The 22,726-nt window shown below is 68.6% G+C and carries 20 protein-coding genes; 10 read left to right on the plus strand and 10 right to left on the minus strand.

All coding sequences use genetic code 11. The annotated features are described in order from the left end of the window. Window positions 1-10: 10 nt before the first annotated feature. Genes TVD_RS01965 through hisC form a run of 3 tightly spaced genes read left to right on the plus strand, consistent with a single transcriptional unit; the run spans window position 11 to window position 3,486 of the window. Window positions 11-1,078 carry a 3-deoxy-7-phosphoheptulonate synthase gene (locus TVD_RS01965; protein ID WP_047250678.1) on the plus strand — a complete coding sequence of 356 codons (1,068 nt, stop codon included), beginning with the start codon at window positions 11-13 and terminating at the stop codon, window positions 1,076-1,078. Window positions 1,079-1,093: 15 nt separating this feature from the next. Continuing rightward, window positions 1,094-2,395 (plus strand): histidinol dehydrogenase, encoded by a 1,302-nt coding sequence (gene hisD, locus TVD_RS01970; RefSeq protein WP_047250679.1) that lies wholly within the window; start codon window positions 1,094-1,096, stop codon window positions 2,393-2,395. After that, window positions 2,392-3,486: a histidinol-phosphate transaminase gene (gene hisC, locus TVD_RS01975; protein ID WP_082119059.1), complete on the plus strand. Its 1,095-nt coding sequence runs from the start codon at window positions 2,392-2,394 to the stop codon at window positions 3,484-3,486. The genes hisD and hisC overlap by 4 nt, the downstream gene beginning before the upstream one ends. 446 nt (window positions 3,487-3,932) lie before the next feature. Here the strand turns inward: hisC and TVD_RS01980 are convergent, their stop codons facing one another. From TVD_RS01980 to TVD_RS02005, 6 genes are all read right to left on the minus strand, one after another. Further along, entirely contained in the window at window positions 3,933-8,459 is a 4,527-nt protein-coding gene (locus TVD_RS01980; protein WP_047250680.1) for a DEAD/DEAH box helicase, read from the minus strand. 24 nt (window positions 8,460-8,483) lie between these two features. Next, window positions 8,484-8,786 (minus strand): hypothetical protein, encoded by a 303-nt coding sequence (locus TVD_RS01985; RefSeq protein WP_018144508.1) that lies wholly within the window; start codon window positions 8,784-8,786, stop codon window positions 8,484-8,486. A 64-nt stretch (window positions 8,787-8,850) separates the two neighbouring features. Further along, a complete protein-coding gene (locus TVD_RS01990) occupies window positions 8,851-10,050 on the minus strand; it encodes an alkaline phosphatase family protein (RefSeq protein WP_047250681.1) in 1,200 nt (399 codons plus the stop codon). A gap of 4 nt (window positions 10,051-10,054) precedes the next feature. After that, window positions 10,055-10,378, minus strand: a complete 324-nt coding sequence (locus TVD_RS01995; protein ID WP_018176172.1) for a BolA family protein — start codon at window positions 10,376-10,378, stop codon at window positions 10,055-10,057. Between the two features lie 111 nt (window positions 10,379-10,489). Next, window positions 10,490-10,789 (minus strand): type II toxin-antitoxin system RelE/ParE family toxin, encoded by a 300-nt coding sequence (locus TVD_RS02000; protein ID WP_024327834.1) that lies wholly within the window; start codon window positions 10,787-10,789, stop codon window positions 10,490-10,492. Continuing rightward, window positions 10,786-11,010: an addiction module protein gene (locus TVD_RS02005; RefSeq protein ID WP_047250682.1), complete on the minus strand. Its 225-nt coding sequence runs from the start codon at window positions 11,008-11,010 to the stop codon at window positions 10,786-10,788. The genes TVD_RS02000 and TVD_RS02005 overlap by 4 nt, the downstream gene beginning before the upstream one ends. A gap of 130 nt (window positions 11,011-11,140) precedes the next feature. Between TVD_RS02005 and TVD_RS02010 the strand changes: the two genes are divergently transcribed. From TVD_RS02010 to TVD_RS02020, 3 genes are all read left to right on the plus strand, one after another. After that, window positions 11,141-11,812, plus strand: a complete 672-nt coding sequence (locus tag TVD_RS02010) for a haloacid dehalogenase type II (protein WP_047250683.1) — start codon at window positions 11,141-11,143, stop codon at window positions 11,810-11,812. 95 nt (window positions 11,813-11,907) lie between these two features. Continuing rightward, a complete protein-coding gene (locus TVD_RS02015; protein ID WP_047250684.1) occupies window positions 11,908-13,077 on the plus strand; it encodes a GNAT family N-acetyltransferase/peptidase C39 family protein in 1,170 nt (389 codons plus the stop codon). After that, on the plus strand, window positions 13,070-14,554 hold the full coding sequence (locus TVD_RS02020; protein WP_047250685.1) for a RimK family protein: 1,485 nt from the start codon (window positions 13,070-13,072) through the stop codon (window positions 14,552-14,554). Before TVD_RS02015 ends, TVD_RS02020 begins: the two co-directional genes overlap by 8 nt. Window positions 14,555-14,613: 59 nt before the next feature. Here TVD_RS02020 and TVD_RS02025 read toward each other — a convergent pair whose 3' ends face one another. Beyond that, window positions 14,614-15,156 (minus strand): glycine cleavage system transcriptional repressor, encoded by a 543-nt coding sequence (locus tag TVD_RS02025; protein ID WP_047250686.1) that lies wholly within the window; start codon window positions 15,154-15,156, stop codon window positions 14,614-14,616. A 359-nt stretch (window positions 15,157-15,515) separates the two neighbouring features. Between TVD_RS02025 and TVD_RS02030 the strand changes: the two genes are divergently transcribed. Together TVD_RS02030 and TVD_RS02035 are read left to right on the plus strand one after the other, a co-directional pair. Then, complete coding sequence (locus TVD_RS02030; protein WP_019563223.1) at window positions 15,516-16,193, plus strand: c-type cytochrome; 678 nt, start codon at window positions 15,516-15,518, stop codon at window positions 16,191-16,193. Beyond that, the gene (locus tag TVD_RS02035) at window positions 16,190-17,191 is read left to right on the plus strand and encodes a c-type cytochrome (RefSeq protein ID WP_047250687.1); all 1,002 of its coding nucleotides are present in this window, start codon (window positions 16,190-16,192) and stop codon (window positions 17,189-17,191) included. Before TVD_RS02030 ends, TVD_RS02035 begins: the two co-directional genes overlap by 4 nt. Before the next feature lie 94 nt (window positions 17,192-17,285). Here TVD_RS02035 and TVD_RS02040 read toward each other — a convergent pair whose 3' ends face one another. Then, window positions 17,286-18,056 carry an SDR family oxidoreductase gene (locus TVD_RS02040; protein ID WP_047250688.1) on the minus strand — a complete coding sequence of 257 codons (771 nt, stop codon included), beginning with the start codon at window positions 18,054-18,056 and terminating at the stop codon, window positions 17,286-17,288. Then, a complete protein-coding gene (locus TVD_RS02045) occupies window positions 18,049-18,870 on the minus strand; it encodes a TatD family hydrolase (RefSeq protein ID WP_047250689.1) in 822 nt (273 codons plus the stop codon). Before TVD_RS02045 ends, TVD_RS02040 begins: the two co-directional genes overlap by 8 nt. Window positions 18,871-19,266: 396 nt before the next feature. On the opposite strand from TVD_RS02045, the gene pepN reads away from it, so the two are divergent. Further along, entirely contained in the window at window positions 19,267-21,900 is a 2,634-nt protein-coding gene (gene pepN, locus TVD_RS02050; RefSeq protein WP_047250690.1) for an aminopeptidase N, read from the plus strand. A 204-nt stretch (window positions 21,901-22,104) separates the two neighbouring features. Here pepN and TVD_RS15030 read toward each other — a convergent pair whose 3' ends face one another. Next, entirely contained in the window at window positions 22,105-22,347 is a 243-nt protein-coding gene (locus TVD_RS15030) for a hypothetical protein (protein ID WP_338065499.1), read from the minus strand. Between TVD_RS15030 and TVD_RS14670 the strand changes: the two genes are divergently transcribed. Continuing rightward, a complete protein-coding gene (locus TVD_RS14670) occupies window positions 22,237-22,617 on the plus strand; it encodes a hypothetical protein (RefSeq protein ID WP_338065500.1) in 381 nt (126 codons plus the stop codon). The two genes, TVD_RS15030 and TVD_RS14670, sit on opposite strands and share 111 nt — an antisense overlap. Window positions 22,618-22,726 lie beyond the last annotated feature (109 nt).

The following is a 22,726-nucleotide window of genomic DNA, read 5'->3' on the forward strand; positions in this document are numbered from 1 at the left end:
CGAGAATCCCATGACCGCCGATACCGACGACCTGCGAATCCGCGAAATCCAGGAGGTGTCCGCCCCGGACACCGTCCGCGAGGAACTGCCGATCACCGATGCGGCGGCCGACACCGTGTTTGAGGCCCGCCGGGCTTGCCACCGCATCCTGCGTGGCGAGGACGATCGACTTCAGGTGATTGTCGGCCCCTGCTCGATCCATGATGTGGATGCCGCTCTGGACTATGCCGATCACCTGAAGACGCTGCGCGAAGAACTCTCCGACGCACTGCATATCGTAATGCGGGTGTACTTCGAAAAGCCGCGCACCATAGTGGGCTGGAAGGGCCTGATCAACGATCCCGACCTGGACGGCAGCTTCCACATCAACAAGGGCCTGCGCGTGGCGCGTGGGCTGCTGCGCGATCTGGCGGTCAAGGGCATGCCGGCGGCCACCGAGTACCTGGACCTGATCAGCCCGCAGTACATCGCGGACCTGGTCGCCTGGGGCGCGATTGGCGCGCGCACCACCGAGAGCCAGGTGCACCGCGAGCTGGCCTCCGGTCTGTCCTGTCCGGTGGGATTCAAGAACTCCACCGATGGCAGTCTGCGCGTGGCAATTGACGCAATCCGTTCGGCTTCGCGCCCGCATCATTTCCTGTCGGTGACGAAGTCCGGGCGCTCGGCCATCTTCTCGACCACCGGCAATGACGACTGCCACATCATCCTGCGCGGCGGCAAGCAGCCGAACTACGACGCCGCAAGCATCGAGCACGCCTGCAAGGAACTGCGCATGGCGGAGCTGCCGGAGTCGGTGATGGTCGACTGCAGCCACGCCAATAGCCGCAAGGACCCGAACCAGCAGATCGAGGTCGCGCGTGTGCTGGGCGAACAGATTGCCGGCGGCGATCGGCGCATTATGGGCGTGATGCTGGAGAGCCACCTGACCGGTGGTCGCCAGGACATCCTGCCCGGCAAGCCGCTGCAATATGGCCAGAGCATCACCGATGCCTGTATGGGCTGGGACGACAGTGAGGCCACCCTGCGTCTGCTGGCCGATGCCGTGCGCGCTCGCCGCAAGGCTGCCGTACCCGCCTGAACCGAGGAATACCCCATGCCCACCATTGCCCGACTCGATACCCAGCAGCCCGATTTCGATCAGGCCCTGGAGCGCCTGCTGTCCTGGGAATCCGTTGCCGACACCGGCGTGCGGGACGCGGTGGACGAAATCCTCGGCGCGGTGCGCTCCGAGGGCGATACCGCGGTGTTGCGCTACACCGCCAAGTTCGACCGTCTCGACCGCGCCGCGGTGTCCGATCTCGAGATCCCGCACGACCGGCTGCAGGCCGCACTGGAGTCGATCCCGGCGGAGCAGCGCAAGGCCCTGGAGATGGCCAGTGCGCGCATCCGCCGCTACGCCGAACACCAACTCATGCGGGACTGGGATTTCACCGACGAGGACGGCACCGTTCTTGGCCAGCGCGTGACCGCTCTGGACTCGGTGGGCCTGTACGTACCTGGGGGCAAGGCCGCCTACCCGTCCTCCGTGCTGATGAACGCGATACCGGCCAAGGTCGCTGGCGTCGAGCTGCTGGTCATGGTCGTGCCCGCCCCGGGCGGTGAGCTGAACGATCTGGTGCTGGCCGCGGCCGCCGTGGCCGGCGTGGATCGCGTGTTTACCGTGGGGGGTGCCCAGGCCGTGGCCGCGCTGGCCTATGGGACGCAGACGATCCCGGCGGTGGACAAGATCGTTGGCCCCGGCAACATCTTCGTGGCCGCGGCCAAGCGTGAGGTGTTCGGCACCGTCGGCATCGACATGATCGCCGGCCCGTCGGAGATCCTGGTGGTCTGCGACGGCGAGACCGATCCTGACTGGATCGCGGCCGACTTGTTCTCCCAGGCCGAGCACGACGAGCAGGCCCAGTCCATCCTGCTGTCCTGGGACGACGCGTTCCTGGATCGCGTGGCCGAGGCCATGGACCGCCTGCTCGAAGAAATGCCGCGCGCCGAGATCATCCGCACCAGCCTCGACAAGCGCGGCGCGCTGGTGAAGGTGCGCGACTCGGCCGAGGCCGTCGCGGTTGCCAACCGCATCGCCCCGGAGCACCTGGAGCTGTCGGTGGCCGACCCGCAGGCGATGCTGGATGCCGGGCTGCGCCACGCCGGTGCGATCTTCATGGGCCGCTATACCTCCGAGGCCCTGGGCGACTACTGCGCCGGCCCCAACCATGTGCTGCCGACCTCGCGTACCGCGCGCTTCTCCTCGCCGCTGGGCGTGTACGACTTCCAGAAGCGTTCGAGCATCATCCACTGCTCGGCCGAGGGTGCGGCCAAGCTGGGCGAGACCGCCGCGGCGCTGGCCCACGGCGAGGGCCTGACCGCCCACGCGCGTTCCGCCGAACTGCGCAGTCGATGACCGCCCGTGCGACCCGGACCCCGGACGCCCTGATGCGCCCGGAGGTGCTGGCGCAGCCGGCCTACCAGGTGGCCGACGCGACCGGCCTGATCAAGCTGGACGCGATGGAGAACCCGCATCCCTGGCCGGGGGATCTGGAAGACGCCTGGCTGGCGGCCCTGCGCGATCCGCAACTGAACCGCTACCCGGATGCCCAGGCCCTCGGTCTGGCCGCACAGGTGCGCACCGCCCACGGTGTGCCCGAGGCCGCCGGGTTGATTTTCGGCAATGGGTCGGACGAACTCATCCAGATCCTGATCACGGCGGTGGCGGGCTCCGGGCGTCCGGTACTGGCGCCGGAGCCGACCTTCGTGATGTATGGCGTGCTGGCCCGCGCGCTGGGGGTGCCGTTCATCGGTGCCCCCCTGAATGCGGACTTCACCCTGGACCTCGATGCGATGCGCGCCGCGATGGCCGAGCACAACCCGGCGCTGGTGTTCCTCGCCTACCCGAACAACCCCACCGGGACGCTGGACGACGCCGCAAGAGTACAGGCCATCGCCGACGAGAACCCCGGGGTCACGGTGGTCGACGAAGCCTACGCCCCGTTCGCCGCGCACAGCTTCCTCTCGTGTGTTGGCGAGGATGACGGCCTGATGGTGATGCGCACGGTCTCCAAGCTGGGGCTGGCCGGCGCGCGGCTTGGCTATCTGGCGGGCACGCCGGCCTGGATCGATGCGCTGGATCGTCTGCGCCTGCCGTACAACATCAATACCCTGACCCAGCGCTCGGTGGCCTTCGCCCTGGAGCACCGCGAGGCGCTGGACGCGCAGGCGCGCGGGATCGTCGAGGAACGCGACCGCCTGAGCGAGCGTCTAACCGGGACGACGGGGGTCGAGCAGGTCTTTCCCAGCCAGGCGAACTTCATCCTGTTCCGGGTGCGCGCCGGGGCGGGGCATGCGACCTTCGCGGCCCTGCGCGACGCCGGGATCCTGATCAAGGACGTCGGCCGGGCGCATCCGCTACTCGCGGACTGCCTGCGCGTGACCGTCGGTCGCCCCGACGAAAACGACGCCTTCCTCGCCGCGCTGGGGCAGGCCCTCGCCGCCTGACGCGTTTCTCCAGCGCCACGTCTTTTGGTTGCACCACAGAGTGCACAGAGGGCACGGAGAAATTCGTGGAGTGGTTTCCGGAACGGGTTAAGTGGAGCGCACACGTGGTCTTGCCATCGCGTACGCCGCGGCGAGATCGGATGAAGGCGGGGCACCAGGTCCGGTTTTCGTTCACCCTGTCCCGACCTCGGAAAACCGGAGGTCATCCCGGCCGCAGCGTAGCGAAGAGCCGGGATCTCCGACGTAATTCCTGGCTTCCAGCGTTCGGCCGGCCACACCGCGGAGATCCCGGATAACCGCTGCGCGGTTTCCGGGATGACAAGGGGGCGCTGCCGGGCCGGTGCGCAAGAGCGGCGGTACCCCCTGACAGCCCTGCGCATTTCTCCGTCTCCTCCCGTGCCCTCTGTGGTGAAGAGCCTTTCCTGGCTCTTTCCCGGTGCGGCGTCTCAGCGTCGGCCGGCGGGCGGTTCCAGGCGCAGGCCGCGGACCTCGCCCATGGCACCGGCCGCACGGAGCGCGGCGGCAAATGGGGACTGGCGGGCAGGTTCGCCGTTGATGCTCTCGATGGTGATGCCGCGGCGTTTGGGCAGCCAGCGGCTGCCGCTGCCGGTGAGCTGGCGGATGGCGTCGGTCACCAGGGTGGCGTGTTCCTCCGCGGTGTCGCTGCCGGGGATCGTCTCCCAGACGAACAGCTGGCGGCCGGAGGCGGCGAGATACAAAAGCGGCTGGCCGCCGGCCAGCGCGACTAGGGCCCCGGCCACGCGGCGCAGGCGGCCCTCGGCGGCGTCCGGCGGCTGCGGCCAGGGCAGGAGTTGGCCCCAGGGGTTGGCCGGGTCGACGCTGGTCAGCCACTGCGGCTCGGGGGTAGCGTCGGCCGTGCGTTCCAGCGCGCGCAGGCGGTCCACCGCGCCGGCGCGCGCGAACTGGGCGCCGGTCAGGCCCTCGACGAAGTGGCCGCGGCGCAGCTTGCCGGCGTCCTCCATCGCACGGTAGACGGGGTACACGCGGCCGAAGCCGCCCGGCAGCCCCTCGGCGCGCGCCATCTCGCGGCTGACCACGCCGTAGCGTGCCAGCAGGTTCTCGGCCTGTTCGCGAGCGCGTTCCGTCAGCGACACGCCGGGGTCGATCAGGTCGGCCACCCGTGACCAGCGCCCGCCGGCCAGGCCCTGGCCCGGGCGCCGCCGGCCGCGCGCGGAGCCCTTGCGCTGGCCCAGGCTGCGCAGCGGGGCAAAGGTGTCGTTGGTGATCTGCCCGGCCCAGACCCGATCCCAGATCGCGGCCTCGATCGCGTCCTGGCGGGCGTCCGGCTGCGCCTCGCGGGCCGCGCGTTCCAGCTCCATGTAGAAGCAGGCGCCCCGCCGGTCCAGCGTCTCCAGGATGGCCTGTGCCAGTGGGTCGTCGCGGGCCGGTGCCACCGTCTCGGGCGTATCCGGTTCCAGCAACACCATCGCCTGTTCACGGCGCAGAAAGCGGATGCGCCCGTCACGCGGGCCCAGCGCGCCACTGCCCACCCAGACGAACTCGCCGGAGGCGGTGATGCGGTCCAGCGCGTCCAGCGAGAAGTCGCGCACCCGCATCGGCAGCACATGGGCGGTCCAGGCCGACCAGGGCAGGGCGACGCCTTCGAGCTGCGTGAGCACCTCGCGCAGGGTGCCGATGCCCGACCCGGGCTCGCTCAGGCCCTGCCAGGCGGGCAGGAAGCGGCCCAGCGCGCGGGCGTCCACCGCCGCCGCCTCGTCGCGCAGGCGGGCCAGGGTGCGGCGCTTCAGCCGGCGCAGGATGTCCAGCTCGCACCAGTCCTCGCCCTGGCCTTGCGGGCGGATCTCGCCGCGCAGCAGCACGCCGGCACCCTCTAGCGTCTCCAGCGCCGGAAGCAGCGCGCCGGGCGCGAAGCCGTAGCGAACGCCCAGGTCCTCGACGCGGAATGGCCCATGCGTGCGGGCGTAGCGGCGCAGCAGCTGTTCCAGCGGGCGTTGCGGCGGCTCGAGGAAACCGGCGGGCAGGCCAGGTGGTGGCACGACCCCGAGCGCGTCGCGAAAGAGGGCGGCGTCCTCGGCCGCGATCCAGCGCGGCTCGCCGGCGATCCGGACCTCGACCGCACGCAGCCCGCCGGCCAGGGTCTGTAGCCAGGGCGCGGGGTTGTCGGCCGCTGCGGCTTCGATCTCCTCCCGCGTCAGGTCGCCGCGCCGGCGCAGCAGGTCATGCAGCTCGTCGGCGTCGCGGACCTGTGTGGCCTCCGTGGTGTGCGCCAGTTCGGCCTCGAGTTCGGCCAGGGCGTCGGGGTCGATCAGCTCGCGCAGCTCGGCCTGGCCCAGCAGCTCGGCCAGCATCCCGCGATCGAGTGTGAGCGCCTGGGCCTTGCGCTCGGCCATCGGCGCGTCCTGCTCGTAGATGTAGGCGGCGACGTAGGCGAACACCAGGCTGCGGGCGAACGGCGAGGCCCGTGGCGTTTCCACCTCGTGCACCCGGATGTGGCGCTCCTGCACCCCGCGCAGGATCTCGCGCAGGGCGTCCAGATCGAACACGTCGGCCAGCACCTGGCGGTAGGTCTCCAGCACCACCGGGAAGCTCGCGTACTCGCGCACCGACGCGAGCAGCTGCTGCGACTTCAGGCGCTGGGCCCACAGCGGCGTGCGCTGGCCCGGGCGGTTGCGCACCAGAAGCAGGGCGCGGGCCGCATTCTCGCGGAAGGCGCTGGCGAACAGGGTGGAGTGTCCCAGCTCGCGGGTGACCGTCTCCTCCAGTTCCTCCGGGTCGGGGAACAGGCTGTCCAGCTCGGGCAGGTCCTCGCTGTCCGCCAGGCGCAGCACGATGCCGTCATCGGTGTACATCACCTGCACCTCGAACCCGGACGTGCTGGTCAGCGCCCCCTGCAGGGCCAGCGCCCAGGGGGCGTGCACGCGGGCGCCGAACGGGGTCAGGATGCATACGCGCCAGTCGCCGACCTCGTCGCGAAAGCGCTCGACCACGATGCGCTTGTCCGACGGGAGCTGCCCGGTGGCTTCGCGCTGTTCGTCGATGTAGTCGCCGAGGGTCTCGACCGCCGCCTCCGACAGCGGGGCATGCTCCGTGAGCCAGGTCGCGCGTTCGGCGCGGTCCATGCGCGCGAGGCGTTCGGTCGCGGCTCCGATTGCGCGCCCGAGTTCGATTGGGCGGCCGGGGCCGTCGCCGTGCCAGAAGGGCAGCTTGCCGACCTCGCCGGGGGCGGGGGAGACCAGCACGCGGTCGCGGGTGATCGCCTCCACGTGCCAGGTGCTGGCGCCCAGGGTCACGTTCTCGCCGGTCTTCAGCTCGAACACCATCTCCTCGTCCAGCTCGCCGATGCGCGGGCCGCCCTCGCCGACATGCACGCCGTACAGGCCGCGGTCGGGGATGGTGCCGGCGTTCAGGCGCGCGGCCAGCGCCGCGCCCCGGCGCGGGGTCAGCTCGTCGCGGGCGCGGTCCCAGGCGAGCCATGGGCGCATGTCGGCGAAGTCGGTGCTGGGGTAGTGGCCGGAGAGCATATCCAGGGTCGCCTCCAGCAGCGGGCGCGACAGCTCGCGCCAGGGTGCGGCGCGGCGTATCAGCGCGTGCAGCTCGTCCACCGTGCGCGGGCGTTCGCAGACCATCGCGACGAGCTGCTGGGCGAGCACGTCCAGCGGGTTGTGCGGGGCATGGATCGGTTCCAGCGCGCCGACCTGCATGCGCTCGCCAATCACCGCGCATTCCAGCAGGTCGCCGCGAAAGCGCGGCAGCAGCAGCGAGCGCGAGACCTGGCCGACTCCGTGCCCGGCGCGTCCGGCGCGTTGCAGGCCGCGGGCAACCGAGCCGGGCGATTCGACCATGATCACCAGGTCCACCGCACCCATGTCGATGCCCAGTTCCAGCGAGCTGGTGGCGACGATGCCGCGCAGGCGCCCGGTCTTCAGTCGCCCCTCGATCTCCGCGCGGCGCTCGTGGGAGACGCTGCCGTGGTGAGCGGCGACCAGGTCTTCGGGCTTTTTGGCGTCCTCGGGATGCTGTTCGCGCCAGGCGTCGTTGATGCGCTGGACCAGGCGTTCGCACAGCCCGCGGCTGTTGACGAACACGATGGTCGAGCGGTGTTCCAGGATCGCCGCCAGCAGGCGCGGCTCCAGGCGCGCGGCGCGGTCGCCGCCCCCGCCCGGGAGTGGTCCGGTGCCCTGGCCGTAGACCGCGCCGAGGATAGAGCCGGACGGGATGGTTTCCGCGCCTTCGGACGCTTCGAGGGTGGGAGGTGCGTGTGCCGCTGGCGGCTCCTCCGGGGCGAGGATCTCGAGATCCAGGCGTGGGGCCTCGGCGGCGTCGATCACCTCCACCTCGCGGTCGCCGCCGAGGAAGCCTCGCGCGACCTCCATCGGATGCACGGTCGCGGAGAGCCCGATGCGTTGCGGGTCCTCGCCGCAGCGCTCGGCCAGGCGTTCCAGCGACAGGGCCAGGTGCGCGCCGCGCTTGTTTCCGGCCAGGGCGTGTACCTCGTCGATGATCACCGTATGGACGGATTCGAGGTTCTCCGCGGCCTTCGAGCCCAGCAGCAGGTAAAGCGACTCCGGCGTGGTCACCAGGATGTCGCCGGGTTCGCGCGCCTGGGCGCGGCGCTCGGCCTGCGGGGTGTCGCCGGTGCGGATGTGCACCACGGGTTCGCGGGCCGACTCGTCGCCCAGGCGCGCGGCGGTCCGCGTGATGCCGGTCAGCGGGGCGCGCAGGTTGCGCTCGATGTCGGTGGCCAGTGCCTTCAGGGGCGAGATGTAGAGCACCGAGTAGCCGGTGCGGGGTTCCGGGGCCGGCTCGCCGGTCAAGCGGTCGATTGCACTCAGGAACGCGGCAAGGGTCTTGCCGCTACCGGTCGGGGCGATCAGCAGGCAGTGGTGGCCAGCGCGGATCGCGGGCCAGCCGCGGGACTGGATGGGAGTGGCCTGCTCGAAGGCCTCGCGAAACCAGGTGTCGGTCGCGGGGCGAAAGGGCGTGACCGGCATCGGCTGGGGCCCCGAGCTGGCGGGTCAGGCGTGGCCGACGGTGCTGTCGGTGGTGGAATGGAAGTAGTCGCTGTCGCGCGCCAGCTCGTCGATCAGCTCGTGCAGCATGGCCAGCCGGCTCTCGGCATCCGCGAACGGGGCGCAGTCCTCGCACAACGGGTCGCCGCAGGGCTGGCGGCTGTACAGCCAGAAGTGGATCGCACCGGCCAGCAGGCCGTCGGCAACATCACCGGTCTCGTCGGCCTGGCCGTCATCCGCCAGGCGGTTGGCCAGCTCGATCAGGTGCTGGGCGGCGTTGTTGTAGGTCTGGTCGGTGGTGTCGTTCATGGGGTCTCGGGACAGTCTTGTTTAGCCAGCGCCAGTCGGTTTGACCGGCACAGAACCCGGCAGTTTACCGCGACTGGCCGATATTCCGAAGAAACAGGGGAATATGCCGTTCCTCCGGGGACAGGCCGCCGTGGGCGCCAACGAAGAACGGCCCCTCGTCATCGGCCGGCGGGTCCACCAGGTAGGCGTCGTCGACCGGTAGCAGCAGGTAGTCGCCGGCCCGCGCGCGCAGTTCCGGGTGTTGCGGCTCGGGGCCGAGGGTCCCGTGGCCCAGCCACTCGGCCTGCGGGATGGCCAGGACGTCGTCACCGAACGCCCGCTCCAGTGCCTGCAGGAAGTCAGCGTGTTGTCCGGTTCGGATGTGGGCGAGGGCGGCGCGTGGCTCGCCGGTCAGGCGGTGGCGCAGGCAGGCCTGTACCGCCGGATGCTCGCGGAGGTCCAGGCGGCGTTCGACCGTGCGCATGCCGTGGTCGGCGGTGGTCAGGAACACGCTTTCCTGACGCTGGATCTGCGCGCAGGTGGCGGTGTAGGCCAGGTCCAGCTGTTTCAGGTGGCGCTCCACCTCCGGGCTGTCCGGGCCGTATTCGTGGCCCAGATGGTCCAGCTCCGACCAGTAGACGTAGGTGAAGTGGGGTCCCGGCGTCGCGTTCACATGCGCGGCCACCCGCGCCGGCAGCTCGGAGAGGTCCTCGAAGCCAATGAAGTCGGCACCGCGGTTCATCATGCGGTTGTAGGGTGTGCCGCCGATCCATTCCGGGCCGATGAAGGTCATGCCGCAGTCAAGCCGGTCGCCCAGGCGGTCGGGCTGCACGCGGCCGGTCAGCTCGCGGTAGCCGAGCGTGGCCGGGTGGTCGTCGGCGCCGCGCTCCTGGCCCATCAGTACCGTAAGGGTACGTTCGGCGGCCGCCAGGCGGGTATGCCAGCCGAGCAGGCCATGCCGTGCGGGGTGGCGGCCGGTCAGGATGCTGGTGATCGCGGTGGCCGTAGTGCTGGGAAACACAGTCTCCAGATCGGTCACGTGGTCCGCGCCCAACAGCGGCGTGTGGCGGCGGTAACGGGCGGCAAAGCCGTCGATGAGCCAGAGTACGATATGGCGGTCCGGGCCCAGGTGCTCGGAGACACCCGCGAGCGGCGGGTGCGAGGCCGCCGCGTTCAGGCTCGCCTCGATCTGGCCGAGCAGGTCCATCAGCCCGGGGGATTCCAGCCGCGCGCGCAGGATGGCGTCCACGGCCGAGTGGGCCGTGGGGGTGGCAGTGACCGACAAGACCTCAGGCCTTCGCGCCGCCGTCGCCGCCCATGCAGGGCGGGGAATCCGCGACCTTTCCGGCGCGCTCGAACCACTGGTCCGGGTCCAGGGTGTGCAGCGCCAGGGCGTGGATGCCCCCGGCCAGCTCGTCGGCCAGGGCCTGGTTCACCAGCCGGTGCCGCGCAATCAGCTTCTGATCGCGAAAGGCCTCGGATACCACGGTCACCTTGAAGTGCGACTCCGAACCCGGCGGCACGTTGTGCATGTGGCTCTCGTTCACCACCTCCAGATGCTCGGGCGCAAAGCGTTCCTCCAGCTTCCGGCTAATGGTCTCCTGCATGGTCATCGACGACTCCAGTGCTTCGAATGGTGGGTCAACGTGTCCAGTCTGCCGTGTCGGCAACGCATGTCCAGATCCTCTGTGGGTCGCATGGCTGCCGTGTCCGGAAGGCCGGGATTACGCGCCCGGTGCGCGGGTCTTCCAATAGTCCGGATCACGATGCAGGTGCATGATGGCGAGAATCAGAACAGCGTCCTCGTCTTCTGTATAAAGGACTCCGTACGGAAATCGCTTCACGAACGAGCGCCGTACTTCGCCCTCGAGAACCGTCCATGCGCGCGGATAAGCGAGGGCGCGTTGCACCGCTGCAAACACTTCAACCGCAAAATCGTTCCCGAGTCCGGGCTCGATTTCTTCGTAGTACTGGACGGCCTCCGTGAGTTCTTGCTCCGCTTCCGGATGAAAGCGAAAACTCATCGTTCAAACCGGTGCCATATCTTCTCGAAGACCTGCTCGCCCGGAATGGCCGCGACCGTGCCCGACCGGATCTCTTCCAGGCGTTTTCGGGAGACTTCCGCCCATTTTCGGTCTACACCCGCATCGGGCGGGTTCAGGCTGCGCAGGAGAGAATCGACTACCAGGGCGCGGTCCTCCACGGGCAGGGACTCGGCTTCGTCGATGAGGTCTTTGATCTTCATGTCATCATCCTCGTGACATCGCTGTGGGCGATGGCCGGAGCAAGGTGTCCGCTCATACTGGCATGGTAGTGCGAGAGGGCGCCATTGTGGCCGGCATGAAGCAGGTGGTTCCCGCTCCCGGGAGGTGATGATGCGACAGACACTGGCGTTCGATGTGTACGGGACGCTGATCGATACGCAGGGGATTGCGGCGACGCTCGAAGGCTGGATCGGCGAACAGGCCCCTGTTCTGGCGCGTGCCTGGCGCGAGAAGCAGCTCGAATACACCTTCCGGCGTGGGCTGATGGGGGCGTATGCGGACTTCGATACCTGTACCGAGCAGGCGCTGCGCTATTGCTGCCAGGCGTTGGATATCGAGCTCGACCCTGAGCAGGAGGTGGCGTTGTTGCAGCGCTATCGCCAGCTCCCCGCCTTTACCGATGCGGCTCCGGCCCTGGATCGCCTGCGCGCGGACGGCCACCGCCTGTTCGCATTCAGCAACGGCAGGGCCGAGACGGTGGATGAGCTGCTGCGCCACGCCGGTCTGGACGATCGCTTCGAGGATGTCGTCAGCGTGGACGAGATCGGCTGTTTCAAGCCCGATCCACGGGTGTACCGGCATTTCCTCCAGCGGGCGAATGTATTGCCGATGGATGCCTGGCTGATCTCGGGCAACCCGTTTGACGTGATCGGCGCGCAGGCCGCGGGTATGCGCACGGCCTGGCTCGACCGGGCGGGGCAGGGGCTGTTCGATCCCTGGGGCGGGGAACCCACCGCTACCATCCGGGACCTGGACGAGCTGGCCGGCGCGCTGGGTTTGTAGCGGCCGCGACCTCGGCAAGCATTCCCGTTGCAACGCGTTATTCGCACGCGGTGGTTGCGCTACGATGGAGATCGGGCAGCCGCCGGGAGAGGAGCGTGAGCCAGCAGGTCAAGCAACGGGTCGCGCCCGCAGTCGAATCGCCCCCGATCCGTCCCGCCACGCTGGAGGATCTGGAGGCGCTGGTGGCGCTGGAACAGGCGGCGTTCGAGGTCGATCGCATCTCGCGGCGGCAGTTTCGTTACCTCCTCACGCGCGGGCATGCGGCCACGCTGGTGGCGGAGGGGCCCGGTGGTGAGGGGCTGCTCGGCTACGTGATGCTGCTGTTCAGCCGGGGTACGTCGCTGGCGCGGCTGTACTCCATCGCGGTCAGCGAGCGGGCACGCGGGCAAGGGCTCGGGCGGCGCCTGGTGGAGGCGGCGGAGGATGTGGCGCGGGAGCACGGCCGGACCGATCTGCGCCTGGAAGTGCGGCGTGACAACGCGGCCAGTCAGGCATTGTTCCGTGGGCTGGGGTATCGCGATTTCGGCACCATCGACGACTACTACGAGGACCACATGGATGCGCTGCGGCTGCAAAAGTCGCTGGCGCCCGGTCCCGATCCGGCGCTGGTTCGCGCACCGTACTACGCGCAGACGCTGGAGTTCACCTGCGGCCCGGCCGCGCTGATGATGGCGATGCGCGCCATCGACCCGGACCTGAAGCTGGACCGGCGCCTGGAGCTGCGCCTGTGGCGTGACGCCACCACCATATTCATGACCTCCGGCCACGGCGGTTGCGGGCCCTACGGGCTGGCATTGGCGGCCGCCCATCGCGGGTTCGAGGTGGAACTGCTGGTGCGCGATCGTGGCGTGGCGTTTGCCGATTCGGTGCGCAGCGTGGAGAAAAAGGAAGTCATGCAGCTGGTGCAGGAAGAGATGATCGAGGAGCTGGAGCAGCTCGGGGTCCCCGTGGTGCATGGTCCGGTGAACGTGGCCCAGCTGGCGGCACGCTCTGCCGAGGGCGGGGTGCCGGTGGTGTTGATCAGCAGCGTGCGGCTGTACGCCGAGCGCTTCCCGCACTGGGTTACGGTCACCGGGTTCGACGAGCGTTTTGTCTACGTGCACGACCCGTTCGTGGATACCGAGCAGGGCGAGCGCGCGCTGGATTCGGTAAACATGCCGATCGCGCGCGCGGACTTCGAGCGCATGGCGCGCTACGGCCGTGCGGGGTTGCAGGCGGCGGTGATCGTCGGCCCACGCAAGACGCCAGGGGTGGCGCATGCCTGAGCATCGCATCCTGGTCGAGCGCCGGGCGGACTGGAAGCCGCACTTCCCCGACCTGCCGGTGATGGCCATCGACGACTACCTGCGCGGCCCGGCCGTCGACGATCCCGCCAACCTGCGGGTGATCAACCTGTGCCGCAGCCAGCGCTACCTGTCGGCGGGCTACTACGGCTCGTTGCTGGCGGAGGCGCGCGGGCATCGGGTGATCCCCAGCGTGCGCACCCTGCAGGACCTGTCGCGCAAGTCGATCTACAGCCTGGACACCGAAGAACTGGATGAACGTGTGGCGCGCGTACTGGGGCGCAGCCGCCAGGGCACGCATCCGGAACGGCTGGAACTGACCGTGCTGTTCGGCCAGTGCGCCGAGCCGGCGCTGCAGGAGATCGCCGGGCAGCTGTTCGCCTTGTTCCCCGCGCCGATGTTCCGGGTGGAGTTCCGGCTGCAGGGGCGGTGGCAGATCCATGCCCTGCGCCCGTTCGCGCTCAACGCGCTCGAGCCCGAGCAGGAGCCGGCCTTCTTTGCCGCCCTCGAGCGCTACCTCTCCAAGCCCTGGCGCCGCCGGCGCGAGGCCCGCAGCGCACGCTACGAGCTGGCTATCCTGCACAACCCGGACGAGGCCCTGGCCCCGTCCACGCCGGCGACGCTCAAGCGCTTCGTCCGCGCTGGACAGGAGCAGGGGATGGACGTCGAGTTGATCCAGGCGCGCGATCTGTCGCGCCTGGCGGAGTTCGATGCCCTGTTCATCCGCGAGACCACGGCGATCGACCACTACACCTACCGCTTCGCGCGCAAGGCCGAGGCCGAGGGCATGGTGGTGATCGACGATGCCGACTCCATTCTGCGCTGTACCAACAAGGTCTACCTGGCCGAGCGCCTGGCCGCCCATCGCGTGCCCACACCGAAGACGGTGATCCTCAACCGCGAGACCATCCTGCGCGCGGAGGAATCGATCGGCTATCCCGTGGTGCTGAAGATCCCGGACGGCAGCTTCTCGCGCGGCGTATTCAAGGCGAACGACCGCGGCGAGCTGGAATCCATCGCCCGGCGCCTGCTCAAGGAGAGCGATCTGATTCTCGCCCAGGAGTTCGTCTACACCGAATTCGACTGGCGCATCGGTGTGCTCAACCGCCAGCCGCTGTACGCCTCGCAATACCTGATGTCGCGCAAACACTGGCAGATCGTCAACCACGACGCCAAGGGCGGCGCGCGCGAGGGCGGCTTTCGCACCCAGGCCCTGGCCGACGTGCCCGCGGCGGTGGTCAAGACCGCCGTCAAGGCCGCCAACCTGATCGGCGACGGCCTCTACGGCGTCGACCTCAAGCAGACCCCGCGCGGCGTGATGGTGATCGAGGTGAACGACAATCCCAACCTCGACGCCGGCATCGAGGACAAGGTCCTCGGCGAGACGCTCTACACCACCCTGATGCAGGACTTCGTCCGCCGCCTCGACGCCGCTCGCCGCCACCGCGCCGCACCCTGATGCGGCTTTCCGGTGCGCTCGTTACGGGCGAGGGGTATCAAGCTTGCTCGGATTCCAGGTCAGGCTGCCTCGGGCGGCTCGTGTTGCGGGTCGTGGAGTTCGAGGTCGACCATCAGTTCGTTGGCCAGTGCCTCGAGGGCGTCCTGCAGGGTGTCCAGATCCAGGTCCTCGGGGACGCCGAGTTGCGCCTGCGCGTGGAACATTGGTTCGCCGGTCATTGAGCCCGGCTTGCAGGCCGTATCCAGGGTTTCCACGCTGACGCCGTGGCGCGAGAGGATGGCGGTGATGTCCTGCACGATCCCCGGCCGGTCGTGCCCGACCAGATCGAGCATCACCCGGTGCCAGGGCGGTGCCGGAAGCTCACTCCCGCGCTTGATTTGGATCTGTAGACCGTCCCCCTCCAGCTCGCGCAGTGCGGCCTCCAGCTGGTCCGCGGCATCCGCCTCGGCCTCCAGCAGCACGACCCCGGCGAACTGACCGGCCAGCTGCGCCATGCGGCTCTCCAGCCAGTTGCCGCCCGCCGCCCGCGCCCGCGCCGCCACCGCGCTGACCAGCCCCGGCCGGTCCGGCCCGATCACCGTCAGAATCACCGAAGTCTTCATGCTCTGTCTCCCTGTTCCAGTTGCGATCAGACGGGTCATGCTACGGCATGGTTCCGGTTCGCAGGTACCGCGTCACTTTGGAGCCCTTGCCGGCACTGGCGCGATTCGGCGCTAGTTCAGCCAGTAGCCAGGCCAGTAGCCAGGGATGTGCTGCCCCATCTACGCCTTGGCGTAGGTCCCTGTGTGGGAGAGGTTTGATCTGCATCAAGAACCCGGCTGTCTCTAACCGCAGGACGTATCCTTTATTCTGAATTGAGAATATTCTTTAGTTGTTATTTCTGGGTTCGCCCGATGATCGTGGTGACTGTTCGGTGACTCCTCTTTCGGCGCATAGCGGCTCATGACCAAGGACAGCACATATGAAAAAGAAACAGCTTGCCGGAGGGTTGGCCCTCCTCCTCGGTCTCGGCCTCGCGGGGACGCCGGCACTGGCCGTCGATGGCCTCGAAGGTGATCCGCAGCGCGGGGAGGGTCTGACGCAGACCTGCGTTTCCTGCCATCAGGCCGATGGCTCCGGGCAGAACGTTCCGGGAGGCGAATCCTGGCCGCGCCTGGCCGGTCTGTCCGAAGGCTATATCGCGCGGCAACTGAAGGATTACCAGGAAGGCCGCCGCCGGAACAGCACCATGGCCGCGTTCGCCAATATGCTGGATGATCAGGCTGTAGCCGATGTCGCTGCGTACTATGCCCAGCTTCCGGTTACCCAGGCCGAGGGGGGCGACGACGTGGATGACGCCACCCTGGCGCGCGGCGAGGAGCTGGCGCGGCGTGGGGACTGGAACCAGTACATCGTCAGCTGCCAGAGCTGCCACGGCCCGGGCAATGCCGGGGCCGGTGATGTGTTCCCGGGCATCGCGAGTCAGCATGCCGGCTATATCGCCGGTCAACTGCGACAGTGGCAGGAGGGCGAGCGCGACAACGATCCGCAGGGCCTGATGGCTGCGATCGCCAAGCGCATGAGCGATGAGGACATCCGGGCCGTCTCGGCCTGGCTGGCCCGTCAACGTGTCACGTCGGCACAAGGGGATACGGAATGAAGATTCGCAAACTCACGCTGACGACGGGCGCGGCCGTCCTGCTGGCCGGTGCCGCGAGCGCTGCCTGGGACGAATACAAGCCCCTGTTCGCCCTCGGTTATGCCGAGCCGGAGGAGGACCAGCTCGTCCATATCCCGCCGACGCTTCAGGATCTCGAGGATGCCGCCATGAGTCCCGAACTCAAGGACGTGGTCCGGCGCGGTCATGACCTGTTCGTCGATACCCAGCAACTGCGCGGCCAGCATGTGTTCAACGACATGAATTGTGCCAGCTGCCACATGGATGCCGGGCGCCAGCCGTTCAGTGCCGCTCTGTGGCCCGCCGCGATCACGCTGCCGGACTACCGCGGCAAGAACTGGCAGGTGAACAGCCTCGAGGAACGCGTGGTGGGCTGCTTCACCTACTCGATGAATGGCAATCCGCCGGAGTACGGCAGCGACACGATGCTGGCCATCACTACCTACATGCAGTGGCTGGCCAAGGGTGCGCCGGTCTACCCGGACCAGGAGATCTACGGGCGTGGCTATGGATCGGTGGCCGAGCCGGAACAGGAGCCTAACTACGAGCGCGGCAAGGCGGTCTATGCCCAGAGCTGCGCGATCTGCCACGCAGAGGACGGTCAGGGGTTGAAGCAGGACGGACAGGTGGTCTTCCCGCCGTTGTGGGGAGATGGTTCCTACAACTGGGGTGCCGGGATGTCGCGGATCAATACCTCGGCGGCCTTCATCAAGCACAACATGCCGCTGGGCCAGCCGAACTCGCTCAGCGACCAGGAGGCCTGGGATGTGGCGTTCTACATGAACAGTCACGAACGCCCGCAGGACCCGCGCTACACCGGTGATGTCCACGAGACCCGCGAAAAGCACGCCAATTTCCACGGGCGCACCCTCTACGGGACCGTGCGCGAGGTGGACGGGCACTTGCTGGGCGATCACGACAACACCGGTGAGAAGGACTTCCTGCGCCCGGAGATCCTCCGCTCGCGCACCTTCGACTGACGCGATCGCCTCCCGGCTGATTCACTGGGAGGAAATCAACGCCCTGGAACGCGGGTCGTTCCGGGGCGTTTTCGTTTCCGCTTTTGGGCGGGGGTCAGTCGGTGTAGATCATCCGGCGGGTCATCCCGCCGTCGACGGTCCAGGTCTGGCCGGTGACGAAGCCGGCGTCAGGCCCGAGCAGGAAGGCGGTTAGGGCGGCGATGTCGGCGGGTTGGCCGACGCGCCCGGCCGGGTGCTGGGCGTGGTCCTGTGCGGACAGGGGCTCGGCCTTTTGCTGGTCGGGGCTGCGGGCGTCGATCCAGCCGGGGCGGATGGCGTTCACGCGGACGTCCGGCCCGGCGCTGATGGCCAGGGCGTGGGTGAAGGCGTCGAGGCCGCCCTTGCTGGCGGCGTAGGCCTCGGTGTGCGGCTCCGACTGCAGGGCGCGAGTCGAGCTGATGTTCACGATGGCCCCATGGCGGCGGCGCAGCAGCGGCAGGGCATGCTTGCCAAGCAGGAAGGCACCGGTGAGGTTGGTGTCCAGCCAGCGCTGCCAGTCGGCGAGTTCCAGTTCTTCCAGAGGTCCGGAGTGCGGGTCGCTGATGCCGGCGTTGTTGACCAGCGCATCGAGGCCGCCGTGCGATTCCTCCGTGCGCCGAATGGCTTCGCGGACCTGTTGCTCGTCGCGGACATCCAGCGTCATCGCCCGGGCCGCGGGGCCGATGCGCGCGGCGGCCTGTTCGCATTCGGCGCCGTCGAGGTCGGTCAGCACCACCTGCCACCCATCCCGTACCAGACGCTCGGCGATGCCGAGGCCGATCCCGCGCGCGGCGCCGGTGACCAGCGCCACCCGTGGCGTCGGGTCGTTGTCCGGTGTTTCAGACACCGGCGGTTTCGGGGAGGTTATAGAACGCGCGGGCGGTGGCGGTGGTGTGGGCGGCGAGGTCTTCCGGGGTCTCGTCGCGCAGCTTGGCCACGTATTCGCCGATGTGGGGGAGGAAGGCGGGCTCGTTGCGCCGGCCGTTGCCGATCTTCTTGCCGGTGCCCTTGGGCAGGCTGCGCGGCAGGAGGTAGGGGGCGTCGGTCTCGATCATCAGGCGGCCGCGCGGGATGCGCGGGACCAGCGGGTGCAGGTGGTGGCCGCGGCGTTCGTCGCAGACCCAGCCGGTGATGCCGATGTGGCAGTCGAGGTCGAGGTATTCGGCCAGGGCGTCGGCCTCGCCGGTGAAGCAGTGCACCACGGCCGCCGGCACCTTGTCGCGCCAGCGGCGCAGGATCTGGGCGAAGTCGTGGTGGGCGTCGCGTTCGTGCAGGAACACCGGCAGGCCGAGGTCGGCGGCCAGCTCCAGCTGGGCCTCGAAGGCGCTGCGCTGCTGCGGGCGCGGCGAGTGGTCCCGGTTGTAGTCCAGACCCATCTCGCCCATGGCGACCACGTTGGCGTCCGCACGGGCGAGGTCACTGAACCGGGCGGCGATCGCGTCGGTCCACTGTTTGGCGAGATGTGGATGCACGCCCAGGGTGGCGCGGCAGCAGTCCGGGTAGCGGTCGGCGATCTCCAGGCACTTTTCGCTCTGGTGGGCGTCGGCGCCGGTGATCAGCATCCAGGAGACACCGGCCTCGCGGGCGCGTTCGAGGACCTCGTCGCGTTCCTTGTTGAAGGATTCGTGGGTGAGGTTAAAGCAGATATCGATCCATTCCATGCGCGGTATGCTAACGGATTGGACGCGTGGTGCCAGTTCCCGGGGCTGTCATTGCGAGGGGCCGCCGGCGCCGTGGCACAAAAGCGCGAAGCGCGTTGAACGGCCGCAGGCCGGCCCGAAGGGCGAGCCGATCGCTCTGCCAGCTTGGGGAGATTGCCGCGGCGCCTTCGGCGCCTCGCAATGACGGGCGAACAAGCAGCGTCATCGCGAGGAGCGTAGCGACGTGGCGATCTGTGGGGGTGACCCCGGCCGGGGCGGAGAAACGTGGGGGTTGCGGATGGAGGTTGCCACGGCCCCTGCGGGGCCTCGCAATGACGGGGTCCTTGTCCGGGTTTGGGGTATGGACCGCGTGGGCGTGATACGTGTTGAACGGTTATTGATGATTTGGAGTTTGGAATGCGTGATGCGAGCCCCCTGGCGGTTTATCTGAACGACTATCAGCCGCCGGCGTTTGTGGTGGAGAGCCTGGAGCTGGACTTTGATCTGGCGGCGGCAGCCACCGAGGTGACGACGCGCATGGCGGTGCGGCGCAACCCGGAGGCGGTGGAGCCGGATGCGCCGCTGCGCATGTATGGCGATGGCGTGGAACTGGTCTCGTTCACGGTGGACGGCGCCAAGCCGGCCGAGGGTTTGCTGGAACAGGACGCCGAGGGGCTGCTGCTCCACGGCCTGCCGGAGGCCGCGCGGCTGGAGATCGTCAGCCGCTGCCACCCGGAGCAGAACACTCAGCTTGAGGGGCTGTACGCCTCCAGCGGGAATCTCTGCACCCAGTGCGAGCCGGAGGGCTTTCGCCGCATCACGTTTTTCCCCGATCGCCCGGATGTGCTGACCACCTACCGCGTGCGCCTGGAGGCGGACCGGGTGCAATACCCGGTACTGCTGGCGAACGGTAACCGGGTGGAGGCCGGCGAGCTGGACGGTGGCCGGCATTACGCCGTGTGGGAGGACCCGTTCCTCAAGCCGTCGTACCTGTTCGCGCTGGTCGCGGGGGATCTGGCCTGCCAGCGCGACACCTTCACCACGATGTCCGGGCGCGAGGTTCAGCTCGAGCTGTACGTGGAGGCACACAACGCCGATCGCTGCGATCACGCGCTGGCCTCGCTGAAGCGCGCGATGCGCTTTGATGAGGAGGCCTTCGGCCGCGAATACGATCTGGATGTGTACATGATCGTTGCGGTGGACGACTTCAACATGGGGGCGATGGAGAACAAGGGGTTGAACCTGTTCAACGCCAAGTACGTGCTGGCCAGTCCCGACACCGCCACGGATGACGACTTCGTCGCCATCGAGTCGGTGATTGCCCATGAGTATTTCCACAACTGGTCGGGCAACCGCGTGACCTGCCGCGACTGGTTCCAGCTGTCGCTGAAGGAGGGGCTCACGGTCTTCCGCGACCAGGAATTCACCACCGACTGCACCCTGTTCGGCGTGAAGCGCATCGACGACGTGGCCATGCTGCGAGCCTTCCAGTTCCCGGAGGATGCCGGCCCGCTGGCGCACCCGGTGCGCCCGGATCACTACGCCGAGATCAACAACTTCTACACCCTGACGGTGTACGAAAAGGGCGCGGAGCTGATCCGCATGCTGCGCACCCTGATCGGGCGCGAGACCTTCCGCCGCGGACTGGATGTCTACTTCGAGCGCTTCGACGGTCAGGCGGTGACCACTGACGACTTCGTGGCGGTGATGGCCGAGGTCAGTGGGCGTAACCTGACGCCATTCAAGCGCTGGTACACCCAGGCCGGCACCCCGCGGGTCACGGCCGCGACGTCGTTTGACGGCCCCGGTGGCCAGGCGCGCATCACGCTCACGCAGGAGACGCCGCCAACTCCAGGGCAGGAGCACAAGGAGCCTGTGGTGATCCCGATGCGGGTGGCCTTTCTGGATGCCGAAGGAAGGCGCATCACGGCCCACCAGAAGGGTGGCGAGGTGCAGGACGAGTGGGTGCTGGAGCTCAGCGAGGGCGAGCAGACCTTCCGTTTCGAAGAGTTGTCCGACTCGCCAACCGCGATCTCCTGGCTGCGCGGCTTCTCCGCCCCGGTGATCCTGAACGCCAACCAGGGCGTGGACGAGCTGGCCCACCTGCTGGCCTATGACGACGACGCCTTCGCCCGCTGGGAGGCGGCGCAGACGCTGTTCCGCCGCGCGATCCGGTCACGCATCGAGCACGATGCCGCCGACACCGCGTTGGAGGCGGCGATCGAGCATGCCCTGGCCGCGCTGTTGCGCGACGACGCAATCGAGCCGGTGCTGCTGGCGACCATCCTGCAGCTGCCGCCGACCCGCGAGCTGGCCGAGCTGTTCGAGCGCGTGGACCCGGTGCGTCTGCGCAACGAGCGCGACGACCTGGAGAAGCGCCTGTACATGCCGCTGACCGACGCGATGCAGCAGATCCAGCCGAAGCTGGATGACGTCGACAACGGTGCGTTCACCGCCGAGGCCATGGGCCGGCGCCAGCTGCGCAACCGGCTGCTGGCGCTGCGTGTGGCCGCGCGCGACCAGGCCGCGGTGCCCGAGGCCCTGGCGCAGTACCAGAAGGCGCGCAGCCAGACCATGCGCATGGGCGCACTGAATGCGGTCAACGAGCTGGACCACGAGGCGCGCCAGGTGCTGCTGGCGGACTTCGAAAAGCGCTACCGCGACGACCCGCTGGTGCTGGACAAGTACTTCGGGCTGCAGGCGGGCAGCCAGGTCGCCGGCGGTTTCGAGCGCCTGGACGCGCTGCTTGAGCACCCCGGCTTTCGCTGGACCAACCCGAACCGCGTGCGTGCGGTGCTGGGGCCTTTCATGGCGCGCAACGAACGCCACTTCCACCAGGACGACGGCGAGGGCTACCGCCGCATGGGCGGCTTCGTCGAGAAGCTGGACGCGATGAACCCGCAGACCGCCGCACGCCTGGCCCAGCCGCTGACGCGCTGGCGCAAGGTGGACACCGGCCGTGGCGAGCAGATGCGCGCGGAACTCGAGCGCCTCGCCGCGCTCGAAGTCTCGCGCGACCTGCGCGACGTAATCGAACGCGCGCTGGCGTAGGAGGCCAGCCCTCTCGCCGATCCGGCGCCGGGGCTTGGTCCGGGGGTTGCCGCGTCGCCTTCGGCTCCTCGCAACGACGGGGCTGGAAGCTCGTCATCGCGAGGAGCGAAGCGACGTGGCGATCTCCGTGGGCGGTCCCGGTGCGGGTCCGTTCGAACGTCGGGGTTGCGTCCGCAGGTGGCTGTGGGTTGTGGTAGGTTGATGTCAGGTTATAGGGGGCGCGACGCCCCTCGAGACGAGGTTCGGACCGACGTGAAGCGAGTCTTCTACCGACTGCTGTGCTGGATGCTGGTGCTGGCGATTGCCGGCCTGCCGGCGCTGGCCGCGGCCGTGGGTATGGAAGACGGTCACGCCGGGCACACGATGCATAGTGCCCAGTCCAAGGGCGACGCCGAGCACGGGGCCCACGATCACGGGCACGACGCTGCCCATGTTCACCATGCGCATGGTGACCGGGCGGGCCACGCCGCGTCGCCGCATCATGGTTCGGACCATGCGTCTTCGTCGGAACATTCCCAGGCCAGCGAGCTGCTTGCACATACCGATTGCGTGGATGCGGCTTGTCTGGCTGCCTGCGCCGCCTGTAGCCACTGTCAGGGCATGCCGTCCATCACCGGCATGAGTGTCGTGGCGACTGAACCGCCGGGCGCAAGCCTGCATTCCTTCCAGAGCGGTCCTTCCACGGCCGCGTTGCACCGCCCTCCAATCCTCTCCTGATCCCGTAATGCCGGCCGTTTGGCCGGTTCCTGCCCGTGTGCTGCCTGGGTGCCCCCCGGCAGCGGGCAGTATGGCCGTGTCGTGCGCTTGCGCGCGGTTCGGAATCGAG

It is taken from the genome of Thioalkalivibrio versutus, assembly GCF_001020955.1.
Classification (GTDB): Bacteria; Pseudomonadota; Gammaproteobacteria; order Ectothiorhodospirales; family Ectothiorhodospiraceae; genus Thioalkalivibrio; species Thioalkalivibrio versutus.

Excerpts from the sequence above, each read along its gene's own strand:
- TVD_RS02010 (WP_047250683.1), top strand. The coding sequence starts at position 11,141 with ATGCGACAGACACTGGCGTTCGATGTGTACGGGACGCTGATCGATACG.
- TVD_RS02005 (WP_047250682.1), bottom strand. The coding sequence starts at position 11,010 with ATGAAGATCAAAGACCTCATCGACGAAGCCGAGTCCCTGCCCGTGGAG.
- TVD_RS01985 (WP_018144508.1), bottom strand. The coding sequence starts at position 8,786 with ATGAACGACACCACCGACCAGACCTACAACAACGCCGCCCAGCACCTG.
- pepN (WP_047250690.1), top strand. The coding sequence starts at position 19,267 with ATGCGTGATGCGAGCCCCCTGGCGGTTTATCTGAACGACTATCAGCCG.
- TVD_RS02035 (WP_047250687.1), top strand. The coding sequence starts at position 16,190 with ATGAAGATTCGCAAACTCACGCTGACGACGGGCGCGGCCGTCCTGCTG.
- hisD (WP_047250679.1), top strand. The coding sequence starts at position 1,094 with ATGCCCACCATTGCCCGACTCGATACCCAGCAGCCCGATTTCGATCAG.
- TVD_RS15030 (WP_338065499.1), bottom strand. The coding sequence starts at position 22,347 with ATGCGCATGGTGAACATGGGCAGCGTCGTGCCCGTGATCGTGGGCCCC.
- TVD_RS01995 (WP_018176172.1), bottom strand. The coding sequence starts at position 10,378 with ATGACCATGCAGGAGACCATTAGCCGGAAGCTGGAGGAACGCTTTGCG.
- TVD_RS01980 (WP_047250680.1), bottom strand. The coding sequence starts at position 8,459 with ATGCCGGTCACGCCCTTTCGCCCCGCGACCGACACCTGGTTTCGCGAG.
- TVD_RS02045 (WP_047250689.1), bottom strand. The coding sequence starts at position 18,870 with ATGGAATGGATCGATATCTGCTTTAACCTCACCCACGAATCCTTCAAC.
- TVD_RS02025 (WP_047250686.1), bottom strand. The coding sequence starts at position 15,156 with ATGAAGACTTCGGTGATTCTGACGGTGATCGGGCCGGACCGGCCGGGG.
- TVD_RS01965 (WP_047250678.1), top strand. The coding sequence starts at position 11 with ATGACCGCCGATACCGACGACCTGCGAATCCGCGAAATCCAGGAGGTG.
- TVD_RS02020 (WP_047250685.1), top strand. The coding sequence starts at position 13,070 with ATGCCTGAGCATCGCATCCTGGTCGAGCGCCGGGCGGACTGGAAGCCG.
- TVD_RS14670 (WP_338065500.1), top strand. The coding sequence starts at position 22,237 with ATGGAAGACGGTCACGCCGGGCACACGATGCATAGTGCCCAGTCCAAG.
- TVD_RS02030 (WP_019563223.1), top strand. The coding sequence starts at position 15,516 with ATGAAAAAGAAACAGCTTGCCGGAGGGTTGGCCCTCCTCCTCGGTCTC.
- TVD_RS02000 (WP_024327834.1), bottom strand. The coding sequence starts at position 10,789 with ATGAGTTTTCGCTTTCATCCGGAAGCGGAGCAAGAACTCACGGAGGCC.
- hisC (WP_082119059.1), top strand. The coding sequence starts at position 2,392 with ATGACCGCCCGTGCGACCCGGACCCCGGACGCCCTGATGCGCCCGGAG.